This window comes from Inquilinus limosus MP06 (assembly GCF_000767795.1).
In the GTDB taxonomy this organism is placed as follows: domain Bacteria; phylum Pseudomonadota; class Alphaproteobacteria; order DSM-16000; family Inquilinaceae; genus Inquilinus; species Inquilinus limosus_E.
This window is the reverse complement of sequence record NZ_JANX01000074.1, coordinates 1-16799: the sequence shown is the minus strand read 5'-3', so window position 1 is coordinate 16799 and position 16799 is coordinate 1. Positions and strand designations below refer to the sequence as shown.

The following is a 16799-nucleotide window of genomic DNA, read 5'->3' as shown; positions in this document are numbered from 1 at the left end:
CTTCCGCCTGCTGGCGGGCGACGGGATCGAGGTGCGGTCGCGCCTGCTGCTGAACTGCGCCGGCGCCTGGTCCGGCCGCTTCGCCGCCGCCTTCGGCGAGCCGGTGCCGCTGGCCTCGGCCCATCCCAACATGGCGGTGACCGAACCGCTGCCGCGGCTGATGGACGCCAATGTCGGGGTCGAGGGCGGCAGCATCTATGCCCGCCAGGTCGAGCGCGGCAACTGCGTCATGGGCGGCGGGCGCGGCATCACGCTGGACGAGGACCGCGCCCGGCCCGGCCGCAGCGCCATCGCCGCGCTGCTGCGCCAGGCGGCGGAGCTGTTCCCGGCCTTGCGCGGCGCCCAGGTGATCCGGTTCTGGAGCGGGGTCGAGGGCGACACGCCCGACCGCAACCCGGTGCTGGGGCCCAGCCGCACCACGCCGGGGCTGATCCACGGCTTCGGCTTCTCGGGCGCCGGCTTCCAGATCGGGCCGGCGGTCGGCGAAGTGCTGGCCGAGATCGCGCGGGACGGCCGCAGCACCACCCCGGTCGAAGCCTTCGACATCGGCCGCTTCGCCGGAACGGCGGCGGCCTGAGCATCAACAACCGAAAACAGGAGAGAGCGACATGAACGGACGGATCACGACGGCGCTGCTGGCCACCACGCTGCTGGCCTCGGGCGCGGCGATGGCGGAGACCAAGACCCTCTATATCGGCATGAATGGCGGCGACATGGAGAAGGCGTACACCCAATACGTCTTCCCGGACTTCGAGAAGGCCAACGACGTCAAGGTCGTGGTCGTCCCCGGCACCTCGTCGGAGATCCTGGCCAAGGCGCAGGCGGCCAAGGACAATCCGCAGATGCACCTGATGTTCCTGGACGACGGCGTCATGGTCCGCGCCATCGGCATGGGGCTGTGCCAGAAGACCGAGAGCGCGCCGGTGATGGCCGACCTGTACCCCGCCGCGCGGATCAAGGACGACATGGCGCTGGGCGTCACGGTCACGGTCACCGGCCTCGCCTACAACACCAAGATGTTCGAGGAGGAGGGCTGGGCCGCCCCGACCTCCTGGATGGACCTGGCCGACAAGAAGTTCGAGGGCAAGGTCGTGTTCCAGTCGCTGTCCAGCAGCACCTACGGGCTGCACGGCTTCCTGATGTTCAACCGCATCCAGGGCGGCACCGAGGAGAATGTCGATCCCGGCTTCGCCAAATGGGGCGAGACCGTCGGCCCGAACGTGCTGGAATACATCCCGAGCTCGGCCAAGCTGTCGGAGATGGTGCAGACCGACGAGGCGGCGATCTTCCCGCTGACGCCGACCGCTGTCGCCAGCTTCAAGGACAAGGGCATCCCGGTCGCCTATGCCCAGCCGAAGGAAGGGGCGGTGGTGCTGATGGTCGCCGAATGCGTCGTCGCCGGCAATTCCGAGCCGGCGCTGGCGCAGAAGCTGGCCCAGTACCTGCTGACGCCGGAGGCGCAGGCCAAGGCGCTGCAATACGGCAACCAGATCCCGTCCAACGCCAAGGTCGACGGGTCGACCCCGGAATCGGCGGCGATGGTGAAGGAGATGCGCGGCTATCTCGACAACGCGGTCACGGTCGACTGGGACCAGATCAACGCCCACCGGCCGGATTGGAATGATCGCTGGAACCGGACGGTGGAGCGGTAAGCGTCTCCATTTGCGAGGCATCCTTCATCGTCATTGCGAGGAGGCGAAGCCGACGAAGCAATCCAGGGGCCGGGGCGCACAGGCCCTGGATTGCTTCGCTGCGCTCGCAATGACGGTGTTGGGCTTGATTCAGCCCAATCCCAACCCCAGCGCCCGGCGGACGAAGGCCTGCAGCTCGGCCACCAGGCCGGCGACATCGGTGCGGCCGTCGGCGATGGCGTGGTCGACGCCGCCATGGAAGGCGTAGAACAGCAGGATCCCCGTCATCTCGGGGTCGTCTGCCGCCCAGGCCCCGGCCGCGGCGCCGTCGCGCAGCAGTTCCACAAGGCCGCGCACCGGCTCCATATGGCCGTCGACGCGGCGCTGGCGCGGCAGGAAGTCGGGCGTGTGGAACAGCACGTCGTGCAGCTCGACCTGGTCGAGATAGCCGTGCACGCCACCCTCCAGCCAGGCCGCGAGCTGGCCCGACCAGTCGGCCGGATCGGCTTTCGCCCGGGCGGCGGCGATGCGGGCGCCGAACCGCTCGGCGAAGCGCTCGCGCAACGCCTCGACCAGCGCCTCCTTGCTGGCGAAGTACAGATAGAAGGTGCCCTTGGCCACGTCGGCCGCGGCGACGATATCGTCGATGCTCGTGCCGGCGATGCCCTTGCGCAGCACCAGCGCCTCCCCGGCGTCCAGCAGCTCGCGCCGGCGCACCTCGGACGGCTTGGTCCGCGGCCGCCCCGGCCCTGGTTCGGCGGCCGCCGGCCGGCGTCTGCGCATCTGGGATTCGATCATCGCCGCACTCTGCGTCGATCGGCCGGCGCGATGCAACCTCGGGACGGCCGAGCCAGCCCGCTGAGCCTCCCGGATCGATCCGTCGGATCTCAGAATGGGGAGATCGCCCCTCCCCCGCTCTTGATCCGGATGAAGTGATCGGGCGCCCCCATCTGGCCGCCCTTCAGCGCGATCTCCAGCCCGGCCAGCGCCGGGTCGTCGCCATGCGCCCGGAACAGCGCCGCCCCGGCACGGTCGGCGCCAGCGCCGTCAGGGCATGGATGCCGAGGACGCTCGCGCCATAGCCGGAGGTGTCGCCGCCGGCGATGATGCCGCGCTTCAGCCTCGCCCGGCGCAGCACCTGCTTCAGCGCGGTGCCGAGGCCGGTGCCGATGCGCTCGTTGACCGCGGCCGGGTCGGCGCCGGAGGCGGCGAGCGCATTATTGAGTGCGGCGACCGCCGGATCGTCCGGGCCGCGGGCGGTGAACAGCAGCGGGTCGCGACCGGCGCCGATGGCGGCCAGCGCCACCTCGACCGCACGGCCGATCTCGCCAGCCCAGGCCGCAGCATCGACCGCGTGGCGGGCATCAACCGGGACCGGCCGGAAGCCGCGCTCCAGCGCATGGGCGATCTGGGCCGCGGTCTGCGGCGCGCAGGAGCCAGAGACGACGGCGACATGGTCGACCGCCCCGGCGCTCGGCACCGGCGGCGACGGCGCGATCAGCTCCGCCCGGCGCCAATAGGCCAGCAGCGCGTATTCCAGCCCCTGGGAGCCGATCGCGAAGAGCCGGTCACCGCGGTTCCGCCAGATCAGGCCGCCGATCGCGGCAAGGTCGGCCTCGTCGACGACGTCGAAGGCCACGATCTCGGCTCCGGACGCGATCTCCCGCTCCAACGCCGCCTCGCCGCGGCCGGAGCGGAGGTCGGTCAGGTCGACGAGACCGAAGGCCCTGTCCGTCTGCCGCCCCAGATGCCGCCGGATGTCGGCCTCGTGCATCGGCGTCACCGGATGGCGGCTCATGGTCGGGTGCCGGTCGAGGCGGTGCGCCGTGCCCCCGAAGGTGGCGAAGAGGTTGCCGAAGCACTGCCAGCGCCCGATCGCCGGCGCCGCCACCACGAAGGGGTGCCAGGCGCCGCCGAGCGCCGGCACGGCGAGGTCGAGGGCCTTGCCGATCGAGCCGACCTCGGGCGCGGAATCGAGGGTGGAGCAGATCTTGTACTGCGCGATCGGCGCGCCGAGGCCGGCCAATGCCTCGAAGACCGGCGGCAGGTGCAGATCCATCCAGGCCGGGTCCTTCGACCGCGCCACCCCGGCGATGCCGATGCCGCGATAGCCGGCGAAGGCCGCCAGCCGCTGCGGGGTCGGCAGGTCGAGGAACAGCACGGAAGGCACGCCGCCGAAGGTCAGCACCTCCATCACCGCGGCGGCGCCGGTGAAATCGTCGCCATACCAGGAGACCAGCGGGCCGGCAGGGAGGAAGGTCATGGGAGACCCTCTTGAAAGGCTCGTCTCCTACCGTTTTCATCCTCCCCCTCCCCTTGCGGGAGGGGGTAGGGGGAGGGGTTTGGCGCCGCGGGAACGATGCCGAACGATCGCCACGACCTGGCCACTGTTCGAGATGGTTTGGGGCCGGTTCTCTTCGATCGAGAGCCCCCTCCCCCCACCCCCTCCCGCGAGGGGAGGGGGAGGATGGATAGCTGGGCCGGCTCGGATGACGAGTTTCCGAGATCTCTCATCCCTTGTACGCCTCCAGCGCCCGGGCCAAGGCGGGCCGAGCGCGGGCGTAATCCACCAGCGGGACGCCCTCGACCGCGGCCTTCCACGCCTCGCGCAGTGCGGCGACGCCGGCGGCCGGGCCGGCAGGATGGGCCATGATGCCGCCGCCGGCGGCGAAGATCAGGTCGGTCGAGCCCAGCGCCTTCCAGGTGCCCGGCGCCTGCCGCACCGTCTGGCCGGAGGAGAAGACCGGCATGATCGGGCACGGCTTGTCCGGGAACAGCGGCGCCAGGCAGGCACGGGCCGAGGCGATGACGCTGTCGTCATCCTCCGAGAATTTGTTGGCCAGGCCGTTGACATGGATGTGGTCGGCCCCGGCCAGCCGCCAGATTTTGTGCCAGGCGGTGAAGCTGAAGCCCAGCATTGGGTGGCGGGACAGGTAACCCCAGCCGTTGCGATGGGCGTGGATCGGCAGGGCGCTGTGGCGGCCCAGCGCGATCATCCCGGCGAGGCCGACCGAATTGACGCTGGCCATCACGCAGGTGCCGCCCAGCGCCAGCACCAGGTCGTGCCGGCGCCGCATCTCGTCCAGGTCGCCGGTCAGGTTGAAGGCGACCATCACCTTGCGGCCCTTGCGCTCGGCGGCATCGTTGACCACCCGCATGACGGCGCGGGCCCGGTCCTCGAAGGGGCAGGCCGGGCCGTCGGCCTGCAGCTCGTCGTCCTTGATGAAGTCGATCTCGGCCTCGGCCAGGGTGCGCACCAGCTCCGCCGTCTCCTGTGGCCCCAACCCGACGCTGGGCTTGATGATGGTGCCGATCAGCGGCCGGCCCTCGACTCCGGCCAGGCGCCGGGTGCCGGCGATGCCGAAACGCGGCCCGGCATAGGAAGCGGCGAAGGCCGGCGGCAGGCGGAGATCGAGCAGCTTGAGGCCGGAGAACTGTTTCAGCTCGAACAGGTTGCCGGCCACCGTCGCCATCAGGTTCGGCAGCGACGGGCCGAGATTGGCCAGCGGCCAGGACAGCGTTATCCGCGCCCGGACGATGGGTCCCTTGCCGCCGGCGCCGGGCAGCGACGGCGCGGCGGCCTCGCCGACCACCTCCAGCCGCTCGACCCGCGCGGCCGACCGCTGCTTCAGGGCCGGCGTCTCGCCCGGCACCGCGACGAAGGTGCCGGAGGACTGCTCGCCCGCCATCGCCTCGGCGGCCGCCCGCGGGTCACAGGCCGTCTCGATCAAATAGTCGGCCTCGATGCGCTCCATCCCCTGCCCTCTCCATCCGCCGGATGATCAAATCATGCTGATTGACTCATCATACCAGTTGTCTTACTCGTCTCGGCAAGGACCTGGCAAGAGAGGGCGCGCCCATGACGGCGATTGCGTTGTTCGGGGCTGGCGGCAAGATGGGCTTCCGGCTGTCCAGCAACCTGAAGGGGTCGCGTTTCGACGTGCGCCACGTCGAGGTCGGCGAGGCCGGCCGGGCCCAGCTGAAATCCGCGCTCGGCGTCGACTGCGTCCCGGCAGAGGCGGCGCTGGACGGCGCCGACGTCGTCATCCTGGCCGTGCCGGACACGCTGATCGGCCGGGTCGCCGCCGGAATCGAGGAGCAGCTCCGCCCCGGCACCATGGTGATCGCGCTGGACGCCGCCGCCCCCTTCGCCGGCCATCTGCCGAAGCGGGACGACCTGACCTATTTCGTCACCCATCCTTGCCACCCGCCAATCTTCAACGACGAGACGGAGATGGCGGCGAAGACCGACTATTTCGGCGGCATCGCGGCCAAGCAGCACATCGTCTCCGCCCTGATGCAGGGGCCGGACGAGGCCTATGCCCTGGGCGAGGAAATCGCCAAGGTCATCTGGGCCCCGGTGATGCGCTCGCACCGCGTCTCGGTCGAGCAGATGGCGCTGCTGGAGCCCGGCCTGTCCGAGACCGTCTGCGCCACCCTGCTGGTGGTGATGCGCGAGGCGATGGACGAGGTGGTGGCCCGCGGCGTGAGCCACGATGCCGCCCGCGACTTCCTGCTGGGCCACCTGAACGTGCTGGCCTCGGTCATCTTCGATGAGCGCGAGGGCGTGTTCTCCGACGCCTGCAACAAGGCGATCGAGTTCGGCAAGCCGGTGCTGATGCGGCCGGACTGGAAGCGGGTGTTCGAGCCGGACGAGATCGCGGCCAGCATCCGGCGCATCACCTGAGATCCGGCGGGCCGCAGGCCCGAACCGGGCGGGACCAACGACATCCACAGGGAGGATCATATGCGTTTCACCAAGGCGCTTCTCGCGGCCGGCATCGCCGGCACCCTGGCCCTCGGCCTCCCCACCGCGGCGCAGGCGGCCGACCTGGTCGCCATCATCACCCCGTCGCACGATAACCCCTTCTTCAAGGCGGAAGCCGAGGGCGCCCAGAAGCGGGCCCAGGCGCTGGGCTACGACACCATCGTCCTGGTCCATGACGACGACGCCAACAAGCAGATGGAGCGGATCGACACCGCCATCGCCCGCGGCGCCAAGGCGATCATCCTGGACAATGCCGGGGCCGACGCCACGGTGGCGGCGGTGCAGAAGGCGAAGGATGCCGGCATCCCGTCCTTCCTGATCGACCGGGAGATCAACGTCACCGGCGTCGCCGTCGCGCAGATCGTGTCGAACAACTACCAGGGCGCCCAGCTGGGCGCGCAGGAGTTCGTCCGCCTGATGGGCGAAAAGGGCAATTATGCCGAGCTGGTCGGGCGCGAGGCCGACACCAATGCCGGCATCCGCTCGCAGGGCTATCACGACGTCATCGACGACTATCCCGACCTGAAGATGGTCGCCCGCCAGTCGGCGAACTGGAGCCAGACCGAGGCGTTCTCGAAGATGGAGTCGATCCTGCAGGCCCATCCCGACATCAAGGGCGTGATCTCCGGCAACGACACCATGGCGATGGGCGCCTGGGCGGCGCTGACCGCCGCGGGCCGCACCGACGTCATCCTGGTCGGCTTCGACGGCAGCAACGACGTGCGGGATTCGATCAAGCAGGGCGGCATCAAGGCCACCGTGCTGCAGCCGGCCTACCGCCAGGCCGAGCTGGCGGTGGAGCAGGCCGACCAGTACCTGAAGACCGGCAAGACCGGTCAGCCCGAGAAGCAGCTGATGGACTGCCTGCTGATCACGCCCGACAACGCCGGCAAGCTGGAAACCTTCGCGATGAAATAAGCTGCGGTCGCGGCAGGAGCCCCGAGATGGCCCGACGCCTGGTGATCGCGATCCTGGCCGCCGGCCTGCCGCTGGCCGCCTGCAAGCTCGTCAAGAACGAGCCGCCGCAGGTGGCCTCGGCGGCGGGCAGCGTCGCCACCTCCTTCGACAACCCGGCCTTCGACCCGGAGAAGACGGTCGAGGAGATCTGGCAGCCGAAGCTGCTGCCGTATCTCAAGGCCAAGGCCGGCCCCTTCGCCGAGGTGCGGCAGGCGGTGAGGGCCAACCCGGACGAGGCCGGGAAGCGCTTCGGCTACCGGGCGGTCGACGGCATGCCCTGGACCGTGGCGGCGACGATCGATGGGAAGATCACCGCCGCCGACACCGGCACAAGGGCGGCCACCATCGAGGTCGATGCGGATGGCGACGGCTCGGCCGACCTGACGGTCCAGATCGGGCCGGTGTTCAAGGGCACGTCGCTGCGCGACAGCATCGACTTCATCTCCTTCGACAGCTTCGCCAACCAGATCGAATACGCCAAGTTCGGCAAGGCGCTGAACGCGCATATCTACGACGCCACCCTGGGCGCCCTGCCCCGGGACAAGCTGGTCGGGCGGAAAGTGACGCTGCTGGCCGCCTTCACCCTGGACGACCCGAAGGCGAAGCCGCTGGTCACCCCGGCCGAGCTCAGCCTGGAGGCAGCGCCGTGACCGAGGCCCCTGCCCTTCAGGTCGAGGGCGTGACCAAGGTCTATCCCGGCACGGTGGCGCTGAAGGGCGTCGACTTCGCCGTGCATCGCGGCGCGGTCAACGTGCTGGTCGGCGAGAACGGCGCCGGCAAGTCGACGCTGATGAAGATCATCGCCGGGGTCGAGCAGCCGACCGAGGGCCGCGTCCTGGTCGACGGCCGGCCGGTGGTGCTGCACAGCCCGCAGGACGCCGCCCGGCATGGCATCGGCATCGTGTTCCAGGAGCTGAACCTCTGCGCCAACCTGTCGGTGGCGGAAAACATCTTCATGGCGCGCGAGCTGACGAGCGGGCTGCGCGGCATCGACCATCGGGGCCAGAACCGGTGGGCGGCGGAGCTGCTGCGGCGGCTGGAGCACGACATCGACCCGCGCGCCGAGGTCGGCGACCTGGGCATCGGCCAGCAGCAGATCGTCGAGATCGCCAAGGCGCTGGCGCAGGACGCGCGCATCCTGATCATGGACGAGCCGACCTCGGCCCTCAGCGCCGCCGAGGTCGAGATCCTGTTCCGGGTGATCGCCGAGCTGAAGGCGCAGGGCGTGGCCATCGTCTACATCTCGCACCGGCTGGAGGAGCTGGTGCGGATCGGCGACTTCATCACCGTGCTGCGCGACGGCCGCATCACCGGCCATGAGGGGATGGGCCGGATCGACGTGCCCTGGATCGTGCGGCAGATGGTCGGCTCCGCCATGAAGGATTTCGCGGCGCCTGGCGGCCGGCCGCCGGGGCCGGAGGTGTTCCGGGCCGAGGCGATCTGCCTGCCGCGCGCCTCCGGCGGCTATGCCGTCGACCACGTCTCGCTGTCGCTGCGGGCGGGCGAGATCCTCGGCCTGTACGGGCTGATGGGCGCCGGGCGGACCGAGCTGTTCGACTGCATCATGGGCCGCCACCCCTATTCCCGCGGCGCCATCTATCTCGATGGCGAGCGGGTGACGGCGCGCGACGTCACCGGCCGGATCCGCCGCGGCCTCGCCATCATCCCGGAGGACCGGCAGCGCGACGGGCTGGTGCCGATCCTGTCGGTGGCCGAGAACCTGACCCTGTCCAGCCTGCGGCGCTTCCTGCGCGGCTTCCACCTGCGCCGATCGGCGGAGACCGAGGCGGCGCGGCGGTCGATCCGCGAGCTGGCGATCAAGGTGTCGGATCCGGGGATCGAGGTCAGCGCGCTCAGCGGCGGCAACCAGCAGAAGGTGGTGATCGGCAAGGCGCTGATGACCGGCCCCCGGGTGCTGCTGATGGACGAGCCCAGCCGCGGCATCGATGTCGGCGCCAAGGCCGAGATCTTCCGGGTGATGCGCGACCTGGCGGCCCGGGGCCTCGGCATCCTGTTCGCCACCTCGGACCTCGAGGAGGTGATGGCGCTGTCGGACCGGATCGCGGTGATGAGCAATGGCCGGCTGGTCGAGACCTTCGACCGTGCCGAGGCGACCGAGGACCGCGTCGTCGCGGCGTCGGCGGCTGGGCACGGGCCGGCCCTCAGGGAGGAGGCACGCGCATGATGGCAGCGGACAAGGCCGCCGGGCGGGAGGGCTGGAGCGGCGATGCCGTCGCCCTGCATCTGATGAAGCTTCGCACCTTCATCGCGCTGTTCGCGGTGCTGATCGTGTTCTCGGCGATCGCGCCGCACTTCCTCAGTGCCGCTAACCTGATCCTGATGTCGAAGCATGTGGCGCTGAACGCGTTCCTCGCGATCGGCATGACCTTCGTCATCATAACGGGCGGCATCGACCTGTCGGTCGGGTCGATCGTCGGGCTGTGCGGCATGGTGGCGGGCGGGCTGATCCTGCACGGCGTCGACCTGTCGGCGCTGGGCTTCGGCTACACCCTCTACTTCAACGTCCCCGAGATCATGCTGATCACCCTCGCCCTCGGGGTGGCGATCGGCGCGGTCAACGGCCTGCTGATCACCCGGCTGAAGGTGGCGCCCTTCATCGCCACGCTGGGCACGCTCTACGTCGCCCGCGGCACCGCACTGCTGCTGTCCGACGGCGCCACCTTTCCCAACCTGGCGGGCAAGGAGGAGCTGGGCACCACCGGCTTCGCCACGCTCGGCGCCGGCACGCTGCTGGGCCTGCCGCTGACCATCTGGCTCTTGATCCTGGTCGCCGCCGGAGCCGCCTATCTCGCTGTCCGCACGCCGCTGGGCCGCCACATCTTCGCCGTCGGCGGCAATGAGCGCGCCTCGGGCCTGTCCGGCGTGCGGGTCAACCGGGTGAAGATGTTCGTCTACATGTTCTCCGGCTTCTGCGCCGCGCTGGTCGGGCTGATCATCTCGTCCCAGCTGATGGCCTCGCACCCGGCGACGGGCGAGACCTTCGAGCTGAACGCCATCGCCGCCGCGGTGCTGGGCGGCACCTCGATGTCCGGTGGGCGCGGCACGATCGGCGGCACCATCATCGGCGCCTTCGTCATCGGCATCCTGTCGGACGGCCTCGTGATGATGGGAGTCAGCTCGTTCTGGCAGACCGTGATCAAGGGGCTGGTGATCATCACCGCGGTGGTGGTCGACCAGGCGCAGCGCCGGCTGCAGCAGCGCGTGGTGCTGCGCCGCATGTCACGGGAGGGCTGAGATGCTGCGCGGCGCCCTGATCGGCTGCGGTTTCTTCGCCGTCAACCAGCTGCACGCCTGGCGCGATGTCGAAGGCGCGGAGATCGTGGCGCTGTGCGACCGCGATCCGGCCCGGCTGGAGGCGGCCGGCCGCGACTTCGGCATCGCCCGGCTCTATGCCGATGCCGAGGAGATGCTGGCGCGCGAGGCGCCGGACTTCGTCGACATCGCCACCACGGTGCCGAGCCACCGGCCGCTGGTCGAGCTCGCCGCCCGGCACCGGGTGCCGGTGATCTGCCAGAAGCCCTTCGCCGCCACGCTGGACGACGCCCGCGCCATGGTCGCGGGCTGCGCGGCCGCCGGCGTGGCCCTGATGGTGCATGAGAACTTCCGCTGGCAGACCCCGATCCAGGCCGTGCGCCGGGTGATCGACTCCGGCCGGATCGGCGAGGTGTTCTGGGGCCGCGTCTCCTTCCGCTCGGCCTATGACGTGTTCTCCGGCCAGCCCTATCTCGCCACCGGCGAGCGCTTCATCATCGAGGATCTCGGCATCCACAGCCTCGACATCGCCCGCTTCCTGTTCGGCGACGCCACCCGCCTCACCGCCCGGACCCGGCGCGTCAATCCCGCGATCCGCGGCGAGGATGTCGCGACCATGCTGCTGGATCATGCGGGCGGAGTCACGTCGGTGGTCGACTGCTCCTACGCCACGCGCCTCGCGTCCGAGCCCTTCCCCGAGACGCTGGTGGAGGTCGACGGCAGCGCCGGCACCATCCGGCTGGGCCAGGGCTACCGCATGGTGGTGACCGGCCGGGACGGCAGCGAGACGCTCGACGTCTCTCCGCCCCTGCTGCCCTGGGCGAGCCGCCCCTGGCACAACGTCCAGGAGAGCGTCGCCGCGATCCAGCAGCACTGGGTCGACTGCCTGCGCGCGGGGCGGGAGCCCGCCACCTCCGGCCGCGACAACCTCAAGACCCTGGCGCTGGTCGAGGCCGCCTATGGCAGCGCCGGGGCCGGGCGGACGGTCGGGCTGACGGACCTGCTATAGCCGCTCGAGACGCGCCGGTGAGCCGGCGCCGCGCCTGCCGACCGGCCGGGCCAATGGCATCGTGCGCGGCGTCGGGAACCTGCGGGGCCGTCGCGCATCCAATATGGTGTAACCATGTTTGCGACTGCAGCCGGGTTCCGATGATGTTGGCGATCAGCGACGACGCGCTTACCGAATCCGAGCTCGTGGACCTCGCCAGGGCCGGCGACCCCGACGCGTTTCGCGCGATCATGCGCCGTTGCAACCAACGCCTCTTCCGGATCGCCCGCAGCGTGGTGAAGGACGACAACGAGGCCGAAGACGTGGTGCAGGAAACCTATCTGCGCGCCTTCGCGGCCATCGGCGGGTTCCGAGGGGCTTCGAGCCTGTCCACCTGGCTGACACGGATCGCCCTCAACGAAGCCCGTGGACGCCTCCGCAAGAGTCGCCCGAATGTCAGTCTCGACGCCGTCGAAGCCGAGCAAGCAAGGGGAGCGGATGTGATCATGTTCCCTCGATCCCTCGGCGCCGGCACGCCCGAAAGCGACGTTGCCTGCGCCGAGGCCCGCCGGTTGCTGGAGATGGCGATCGACGAATTGCCCGAAGCGTTTCGGCTCGTCTTCATTCTGCGCGAAATCGAGGAATGCTCGGTCGAGGAGACGGCGGCGCAGCTGGGGGTGTTGCCGGAAACGGTGAAGACGCGCCTGTTCCGGGCCCGCAAGCTGCTGCGCGCGGCGCTCTATGAAAAGCTCTCGTCCAGCGTCACCGAAGCCTTTCCGTTCCTCGGCGCCCGATGCGACAGGATCACCGAGGCCGTGCTGCGGCGGCTCGCGAGCCCGGCGCCCTGACCACCGGCGCTCGCCCGGCCGTTGCGTCTCTATTGCCGGACGACGATGCGACCTGTCATCCCCGGATGGAAACGGCAATAATAGGCGATCTCACCCGCCGACCTCACGACGATGCGCGCCGTCGCCCCAGGCTTGAGATCCAGGTCGAAGCTGCGATCCCGCGCCGTCGCGGTGTGCTCGAACAGATCGGCGTTCACCCACTCGATGGCGTCCCCGACCCGGACACCGGCCGGCGCCGGCCCGAAGCGCATGTCCGCGATACGGATCACATGCACCGTCGGGTCGGCCGCCGCCGGTCGGGCCGCGAGAGCCGCCGCGATCAGAAGCGCCGCAAGGAATGCCGGTCGACCGCGGCTCACGGCCTTACGAGCCGAGTTCCTGCGCCAGATGCTCGGCGTGCATCTGGTGTTCCTGGAAGAGCTTGAGGCCGGTGCCGAGCAGCGCCTTCAGCTCGGGGTCCTTCGCATCGGGGATCAGCGTGCCGCTCAGGGCGCCGTTCACGGTCTTGTGATAGGCGACCTCGTTCTCGATATAGGCACGGTCGAATGCCGCCCCGTCGAGCTTGGCCAGTTCGTCCAGCTTGGTCTTCGCCTGGCTGGACAGGGAGGCGCTCGTGGCATTGGGCTCCGGCGTGACGCCGAGCTTCTTCACCAGGGCGAGGGCCTGGTCGTTGACCGCCTGGTGGTCGCGGACCATCTCCTCGGCGAAGGCGCGGACCTTGGCGTTCTTGCTCTTCTTGAGCGCCTGCTGGCCGGCCTCGACATCGATCTGGCCTGCCGTGTAGGCGATATGGGCGATCTGCGGATCGGTTGGAGCGGCCGCCGTCTGGGCCGGTGCCGAGCAGCCCGATGCCAACATGGCCAGTGCGCCGATGGCGAGAGAGTTCCAGTTCATTGCAAGCTCCTGCCGGGATCACCCGAGGTGTGGGCCGGACGAGAGTGTCGGCCCTCGCACGAGCATTGGATGAGCCGGCGGCCCGAAGGTTCCCGTCCATGGGCGGCCTCGTCGACACGCCCGGATCAGCTGCTGATCGAACCGCCCCGGACCGGCCGGGCCTACGGGATTTCGTAAAGCGTCACCTCGTTCTCGATGCCGCGCAGCAGGTGGCGCTGGGCGATCGGCTCGATGCCGCTGGTCCGCAGCAGCCTCGCGGTATCGGCATCCGTCACCACCGGCTCGGTCGCGAAGATGGCGCGCGAGTTCACCAGGGTCTGCACCCGGGCGGCGATGTTGACGGTCTGGCCGAAATAGTCCTGCCGCTCGTTGAGTGTCACCGCCAGGCACGGCCCTTCATGGATGCCGATCTTCAGCACCAGATCCTCGCTGGCATGGGCGTCGTTGAGGCGGCCCATCGCGTCGCGCATGCGCAGCGCGGCGGCCACGGCCCGGTCGGGCGTCGGGAAGGTGGCCATCACCGCGTCGCCGATGGTCTTGACCACGGCCCCGGCCTCGGCCGCGACGATCTCGTGCAGCACACGGAAATGGGCCCGCACCAGGTCGAACGCCGCCAGGTCGCCGACCCGCTCATACAGCGCCGTCGACCCTTTCAGATCGGTGAACAGGAAGGTCATGCTGGTGATCTTGAGCCGCTGGTCGACGTCGAGCGTGTCGGTCCGGTAGATGTCACGGAAGGTCTGGTTGGTGAGCAGCCGCTTGGCCGTCAGGAACGGCTTGCGCCGGCCCAGCAGGTCGTGCAGCGCGTGCCCGGCGATCCAGATTCCGGCCAGCACCCGGCGATGGGTGCGGTTCTCGACCGCAAGGCGAAGCGGGCCTGGCCGCAGCGTCATGGTCTCGTTCAGCCGATGCACCGGATCGATGATGAAGGTCAGCGATTGGCGGTCGCGCGTCGGCTCGCCCTTCACGTCGAGGAACTGCGTCGCGTGGCTGACGGGGTCGAAGGCGATCAGGAACTCCGCCGGGAGCTGCAGCGACAGGATCGCCTTCTCGCCGGCCGGCAGTTCGACGAAGTCGAGTGTGATGTCCTCGATCAGCTGCTCGAAATTCGGCGGCAGGTCGACGCCGGATCCCCAGAACACTTGGCGGCAATACTCCACCGGCGGCAGCGTGTCGGGGTCGTGGGCGCCGATCCGGCGCACCCGCGGGCTGACGGTGAAGGCCACCTCCACCATCTCGTCGAGCGTCGGCTCGTAGCCGGCGGCGCAGAGGGCGCAGTGATACTCGTCGCGGTCCAGGGACTTCAGGGTGGCGCCGGCATCGAGGACGCCGCCGCAGCCGGGGCAGAGCACGTTCCAGGACAGCTCGAACAGCCCGAGGCGCGCGGCATGCAGGAACACCGCGATGGCGCGTTCGACATCGATCCCGGCCTGGGCCGCGAAGTCGAAGACGTTGACGCGGCAGAGCGCGCGGTCCGGCGCCTCCTGCACCAGCCGTTCCACCGCCGCCGCAGCTTCCCCGTCGGCAAGCTGCCGCAGGGCCGCAAACAGGGCCTGGATTTCGCTCATGTCGAGATTTTACATCAAAATCGATAAAAACACCAAGACAGCGTGCCGCCGTTCACCCGTGATGCGCGTACAGGGCCGCGGACCGGTCGAGATGGCGGACCATCGCCGCCTCCGCCGCGTCCGGATCGTGCCGGCGGATGTGGTCGAGGATCTCGCGGTGCTCGGCCAAGGTGACGTTCTGCTTCCCCGTCCAGATCAGCATCTCGGTGTGATAGTCGCGCAGCCAGCTCAGCATCGCCTCGCTGACCGCCTCGAAGATCGGATTGCCGGAGATCGCCGCGATCCGGCTGTGGAAGCGCATGTCGGCGGCGATGAAGGCGGCCGGGTCGTCGAGCTTGCCGCCCTGGTCCCGCAGCGTCTCCTCCAGCCCCGTGACGTCCGACTCCGTCGCCTTCTCCGCCGCCTCCCGCACCATGCCGCGCTCGAAGAACCGGCGCGCCTGCTTCAGGTGCTCGAGGCTGTCCGGCGAGGCGGAGAGCAGCATGTGGGCGGTGAGGTCGACCTGCTGGATGATCGACCGCGCGGTCAGCTGCCGCACACGGGCGCGCTCGCCATGGCTGATCGTGATCAGGCCCATATTGGCCAGCGCCTGCATTGCCTCGCGGATCGCCGGGCGGCCCACGCCGAACCGGTCCATCAGGTCCCGCTCCGACGGCATGGCGTCGCCCGGCGCCAGCTCGCCGCGGGTAATCATGGCCTTCAGACGATCGAAGACCTCGTGCCACAGCTTCCGGCGGACGATGGGGTCGGTCGAGTCCCGCACGTGATATCATCTCCTGCGCCGGCCGCCCCGATCTCACGGGTGCGCTCGCCATGGCACGATGATCATACCACCTGCTTCAGCCACCGGCACCTTCAGAGCGACTCGCGATCGATACCGGCTCTGTCGCTCCTGAAGGGCATGCGCCGAAACCCGCCGCTTGCGCGGCCACAGCCAATCATGTTACCGGTCACATCAATAAGAACGACAAATCGACCCTGGCCGTGGGGAGGGCCGACATCGTGCTTGCCGACGACCGCTTTCGCCCGACCGCCCCGCGCATCCGGCCTGACCGATGACGCGCTGCATGGCCTTCCGCGCCCCGGCGCGGCCCAGCCCCATCCGCCGTGCGGCCGTCCGCCGATTGCGGGATCCGCGATCCCGTCGGCGCACAGCCCGGCGCGGCACGGCCCCGCGGCCGACCGAAAGCCATCCCATGCCCAAACGCTCCCTCCGCCCCACCATGCGGGACGTCGCCCGCCTCGCCGGGGTCTCGCCCATGACCGTGTCCCGCGTCCAGGCCGGCAGCAGCCGGGTGGCGCCGGAGACGCGCGAACGGATCCGCCAGGCGATCGCGCAGCTGGGCTATGTCGACGACAAGGTGGCCGCAGCGCTGTCGTCGCGCCGCACCGGCTTCATCGCCACGCTGGTGCCGACCATCACCAATTCCAACTTCGCCGACACCGCGCATGGCCTGACCGAGGCGCTGCGCGAGACCGGCTACCAGCTGCTGATCGGCTACACCCTCTATCGCATGAGCGAGGAGGAGGCGCTGGTCCGGGCGATGCTGGAACGCCGGCCGGAGGCGATCGTGCTGGCCGGCATGAATCACACCGAGGCCGCGCGCACCATGCTGCGCAGCGCCGGCATTCCGGTGATCGAGATCTGGGACTGCGGCGCCGCCGAGCCGATCGACCGCGCCGTCGGCTTCTCCAACATCGAGGCCGGCCGGGCCGCGGCGCGGCACCTGATCGCGCTGGGGCATCGCCGGATCGGCGCGATCGGGCCGGCGATCGGCGGCGCCAGCCACGACTTCCGCGGCGAGGCGCGCCTGGCCGGCTTCACCGAGGTGCTGCGCCAGGCCGGGCTGCCGGCCGATGCCGTGGTCCATC

The 16799-nt window shown here is 69.9% G+C and carries 17 protein-coding genes; 10 read left to right on the top strand and 7 right to left on the bottom strand.

The annotated features are described in order from the left end of the window. Both P409_RS08760 and P409_RS08755 read left to right on the top strand, forming a co-directional pair. Nucleotides 1-577: NAD(P)/FAD-dependent oxidoreductase (locus tag P409_RS08760; RefSeq protein WP_034834387.1), on the top strand; the 577-nt coding region annotated here is incomplete at its 5' end. Between the two features lie 31 nt (nucleotides 578-608). Beyond that, a complete protein-coding gene (locus P409_RS08755; RefSeq protein ID WP_034834384.1) occupies nucleotides 609-1652 on the top strand; it encodes an ABC transporter substrate-binding protein in 1044 nt (347 codons plus the stop codon). Between the two features lie 129 nt (nucleotides 1653-1781). Here the strand turns inward: P409_RS08755 and P409_RS08750 are convergent, their stop codons facing one another. From P409_RS08750 to P409_RS08740, 3 genes are all read right to left on the bottom strand, one after another. After that, nucleotides 1782-2429 (bottom strand): TetR/AcrR family transcriptional regulator, encoded by a 648-nt coding sequence (locus P409_RS08750; protein ID WP_052120219.1) that lies wholly within the window; start codon nucleotides 2427-2429, stop codon nucleotides 1782-1784. Between the two features lie 163 nt (nucleotides 2430-2592). Then, complete coding sequence (locus P409_RS08745) at nucleotides 2593-3894, bottom strand: four-carbon acid sugar kinase family protein (protein ID WP_202964605.1); 1302 nt, start codon at nucleotides 3892-3894, stop codon at nucleotides 2593-2595. Between the two features lie 247 nt (nucleotides 3895-4141). Next, nucleotides 4142-5386, bottom strand: a complete 1245-nt coding sequence (locus P409_RS08740; RefSeq protein ID WP_034834381.1) for a ribulose-bisphosphate carboxylase large subunit family protein — start codon at nucleotides 5384-5386, stop codon at nucleotides 4142-4144. Nucleotides 5387-5490: 104 nt separating this feature from the next. Here P409_RS08740 and P409_RS08735 point away from each other — a divergent pair, with 104 nt between their 5' ends. From P409_RS08735 to P409_RS08705, 7 genes are all read left to right on the top strand, one after another. Then, entirely contained in the window at nucleotides 5491-6318 is an 828-nt protein-coding gene (locus P409_RS08735; RefSeq protein ID WP_034834378.1) for a phosphogluconate dehydrogenase C-terminal domain-containing protein, read from the top strand. Nucleotides 6319-6378: 60 nt separating this feature from the next. Further along, nucleotides 6379-7317, top strand: coding sequence for a D-ribose ABC transporter substrate-binding protein (locus tag P409_RS08730; protein ID WP_034834376.1), 939 nt, complete (start codon nucleotides 6379-6381; stop codon nucleotides 7315-7317). Between the two features lie 26 nt (nucleotides 7318-7343). Beyond that, nucleotides 7344-8006 carry a DUF2291 family protein gene (locus tag P409_RS08725; protein ID WP_034834375.1) on the top strand — a complete coding sequence of 221 codons (663 nt, stop codon included), beginning with the start codon at nucleotides 7344-7346 and terminating at the stop codon, nucleotides 8004-8006. After that, nucleotides 8003-9541, top strand: a complete 1539-nt coding sequence (locus P409_RS08720) for a sugar ABC transporter ATP-binding protein (protein ID WP_034834374.1) — start codon at nucleotides 8003-8005, stop codon at nucleotides 9539-9541. Before P409_RS08725 ends, P409_RS08720 begins: the two co-directional genes overlap by 4 nt. Next, the gene (locus P409_RS08715; protein WP_152613298.1) at nucleotides 9538-10611 is read left to right on the top strand and encodes an ABC transporter permease; all 1074 of its coding nucleotides are present in this window, start codon (nucleotides 9538-9540) and stop codon (nucleotides 10609-10611) included. Before P409_RS08720 ends, P409_RS08715 begins: the two co-directional genes overlap by 4 nt. Nucleotide 10612: 1 nt before the next feature. After that, entirely contained in the window at nucleotides 10613-11638 is a 1026-nt protein-coding gene (locus tag P409_RS08710) for a Gfo/Idh/MocA family protein (protein WP_034834373.1), read from the top strand. A 140-nt stretch (nucleotides 11639-11778) separates the two neighbouring features. Continuing rightward, nucleotides 11779-12465, top strand: coding sequence for an RNA polymerase sigma factor (locus P409_RS08705; protein ID WP_034834371.1), 687 nt, complete (start codon nucleotides 11779-11781; stop codon nucleotides 12463-12465). Nucleotides 12466-12494: 29 nt separating this feature from the next. On the opposite strand, the gene P409_RS08700 is transcribed toward P409_RS08705, so the two are convergent. The 4 genes from P409_RS08700 to P409_RS08685 all read right to left on the bottom strand — a co-directional run bounded on the left by P409_RS08700 (nucleotide 12495) and on the right by P409_RS08685 (nucleotide 15690). Then, entirely contained in the window at nucleotides 12495-12824 is a 330-nt protein-coding gene (locus tag P409_RS08700; RefSeq protein WP_034834368.1) for a cupredoxin domain-containing protein, read from the bottom strand. A 4-nt stretch (nucleotides 12825-12828) separates the two neighbouring features. After that, the gene (locus P409_RS08695) at nucleotides 12829-13359 is read right to left on the bottom strand and encodes a DUF4142 domain-containing protein (RefSeq protein WP_034834366.1); all 531 of its coding nucleotides are present in this window, start codon (nucleotides 13357-13359) and stop codon (nucleotides 12829-12831) included. A 161-nt stretch (nucleotides 13360-13520) separates the two neighbouring features. Then, nucleotides 13521-14927, bottom strand: coding sequence for an adenylate/guanylate cyclase domain-containing protein (locus tag P409_RS08690; RefSeq protein WP_034834364.1), 1407 nt, complete (start codon nucleotides 14925-14927; stop codon nucleotides 13521-13523). Between the two features lie 52 nt (nucleotides 14928-14979). After that, nucleotides 14980-15690, bottom strand: a complete 711-nt coding sequence (locus tag P409_RS08685) for a transcriptional regulator NanR (protein WP_034834362.1) — start codon at nucleotides 15688-15690, stop codon at nucleotides 14980-14982. A gap of 496 nt (nucleotides 15691-16186) precedes the next feature. Between P409_RS08685 and P409_RS08680 the strand changes: the two genes are divergently transcribed. Further along, nucleotides 16187-16799, top strand: a 613-nt coding sequence (locus tag P409_RS08680) for a substrate-binding domain-containing protein (protein WP_202964606.1), incomplete at its 3' end; no start/stop codon positions are given.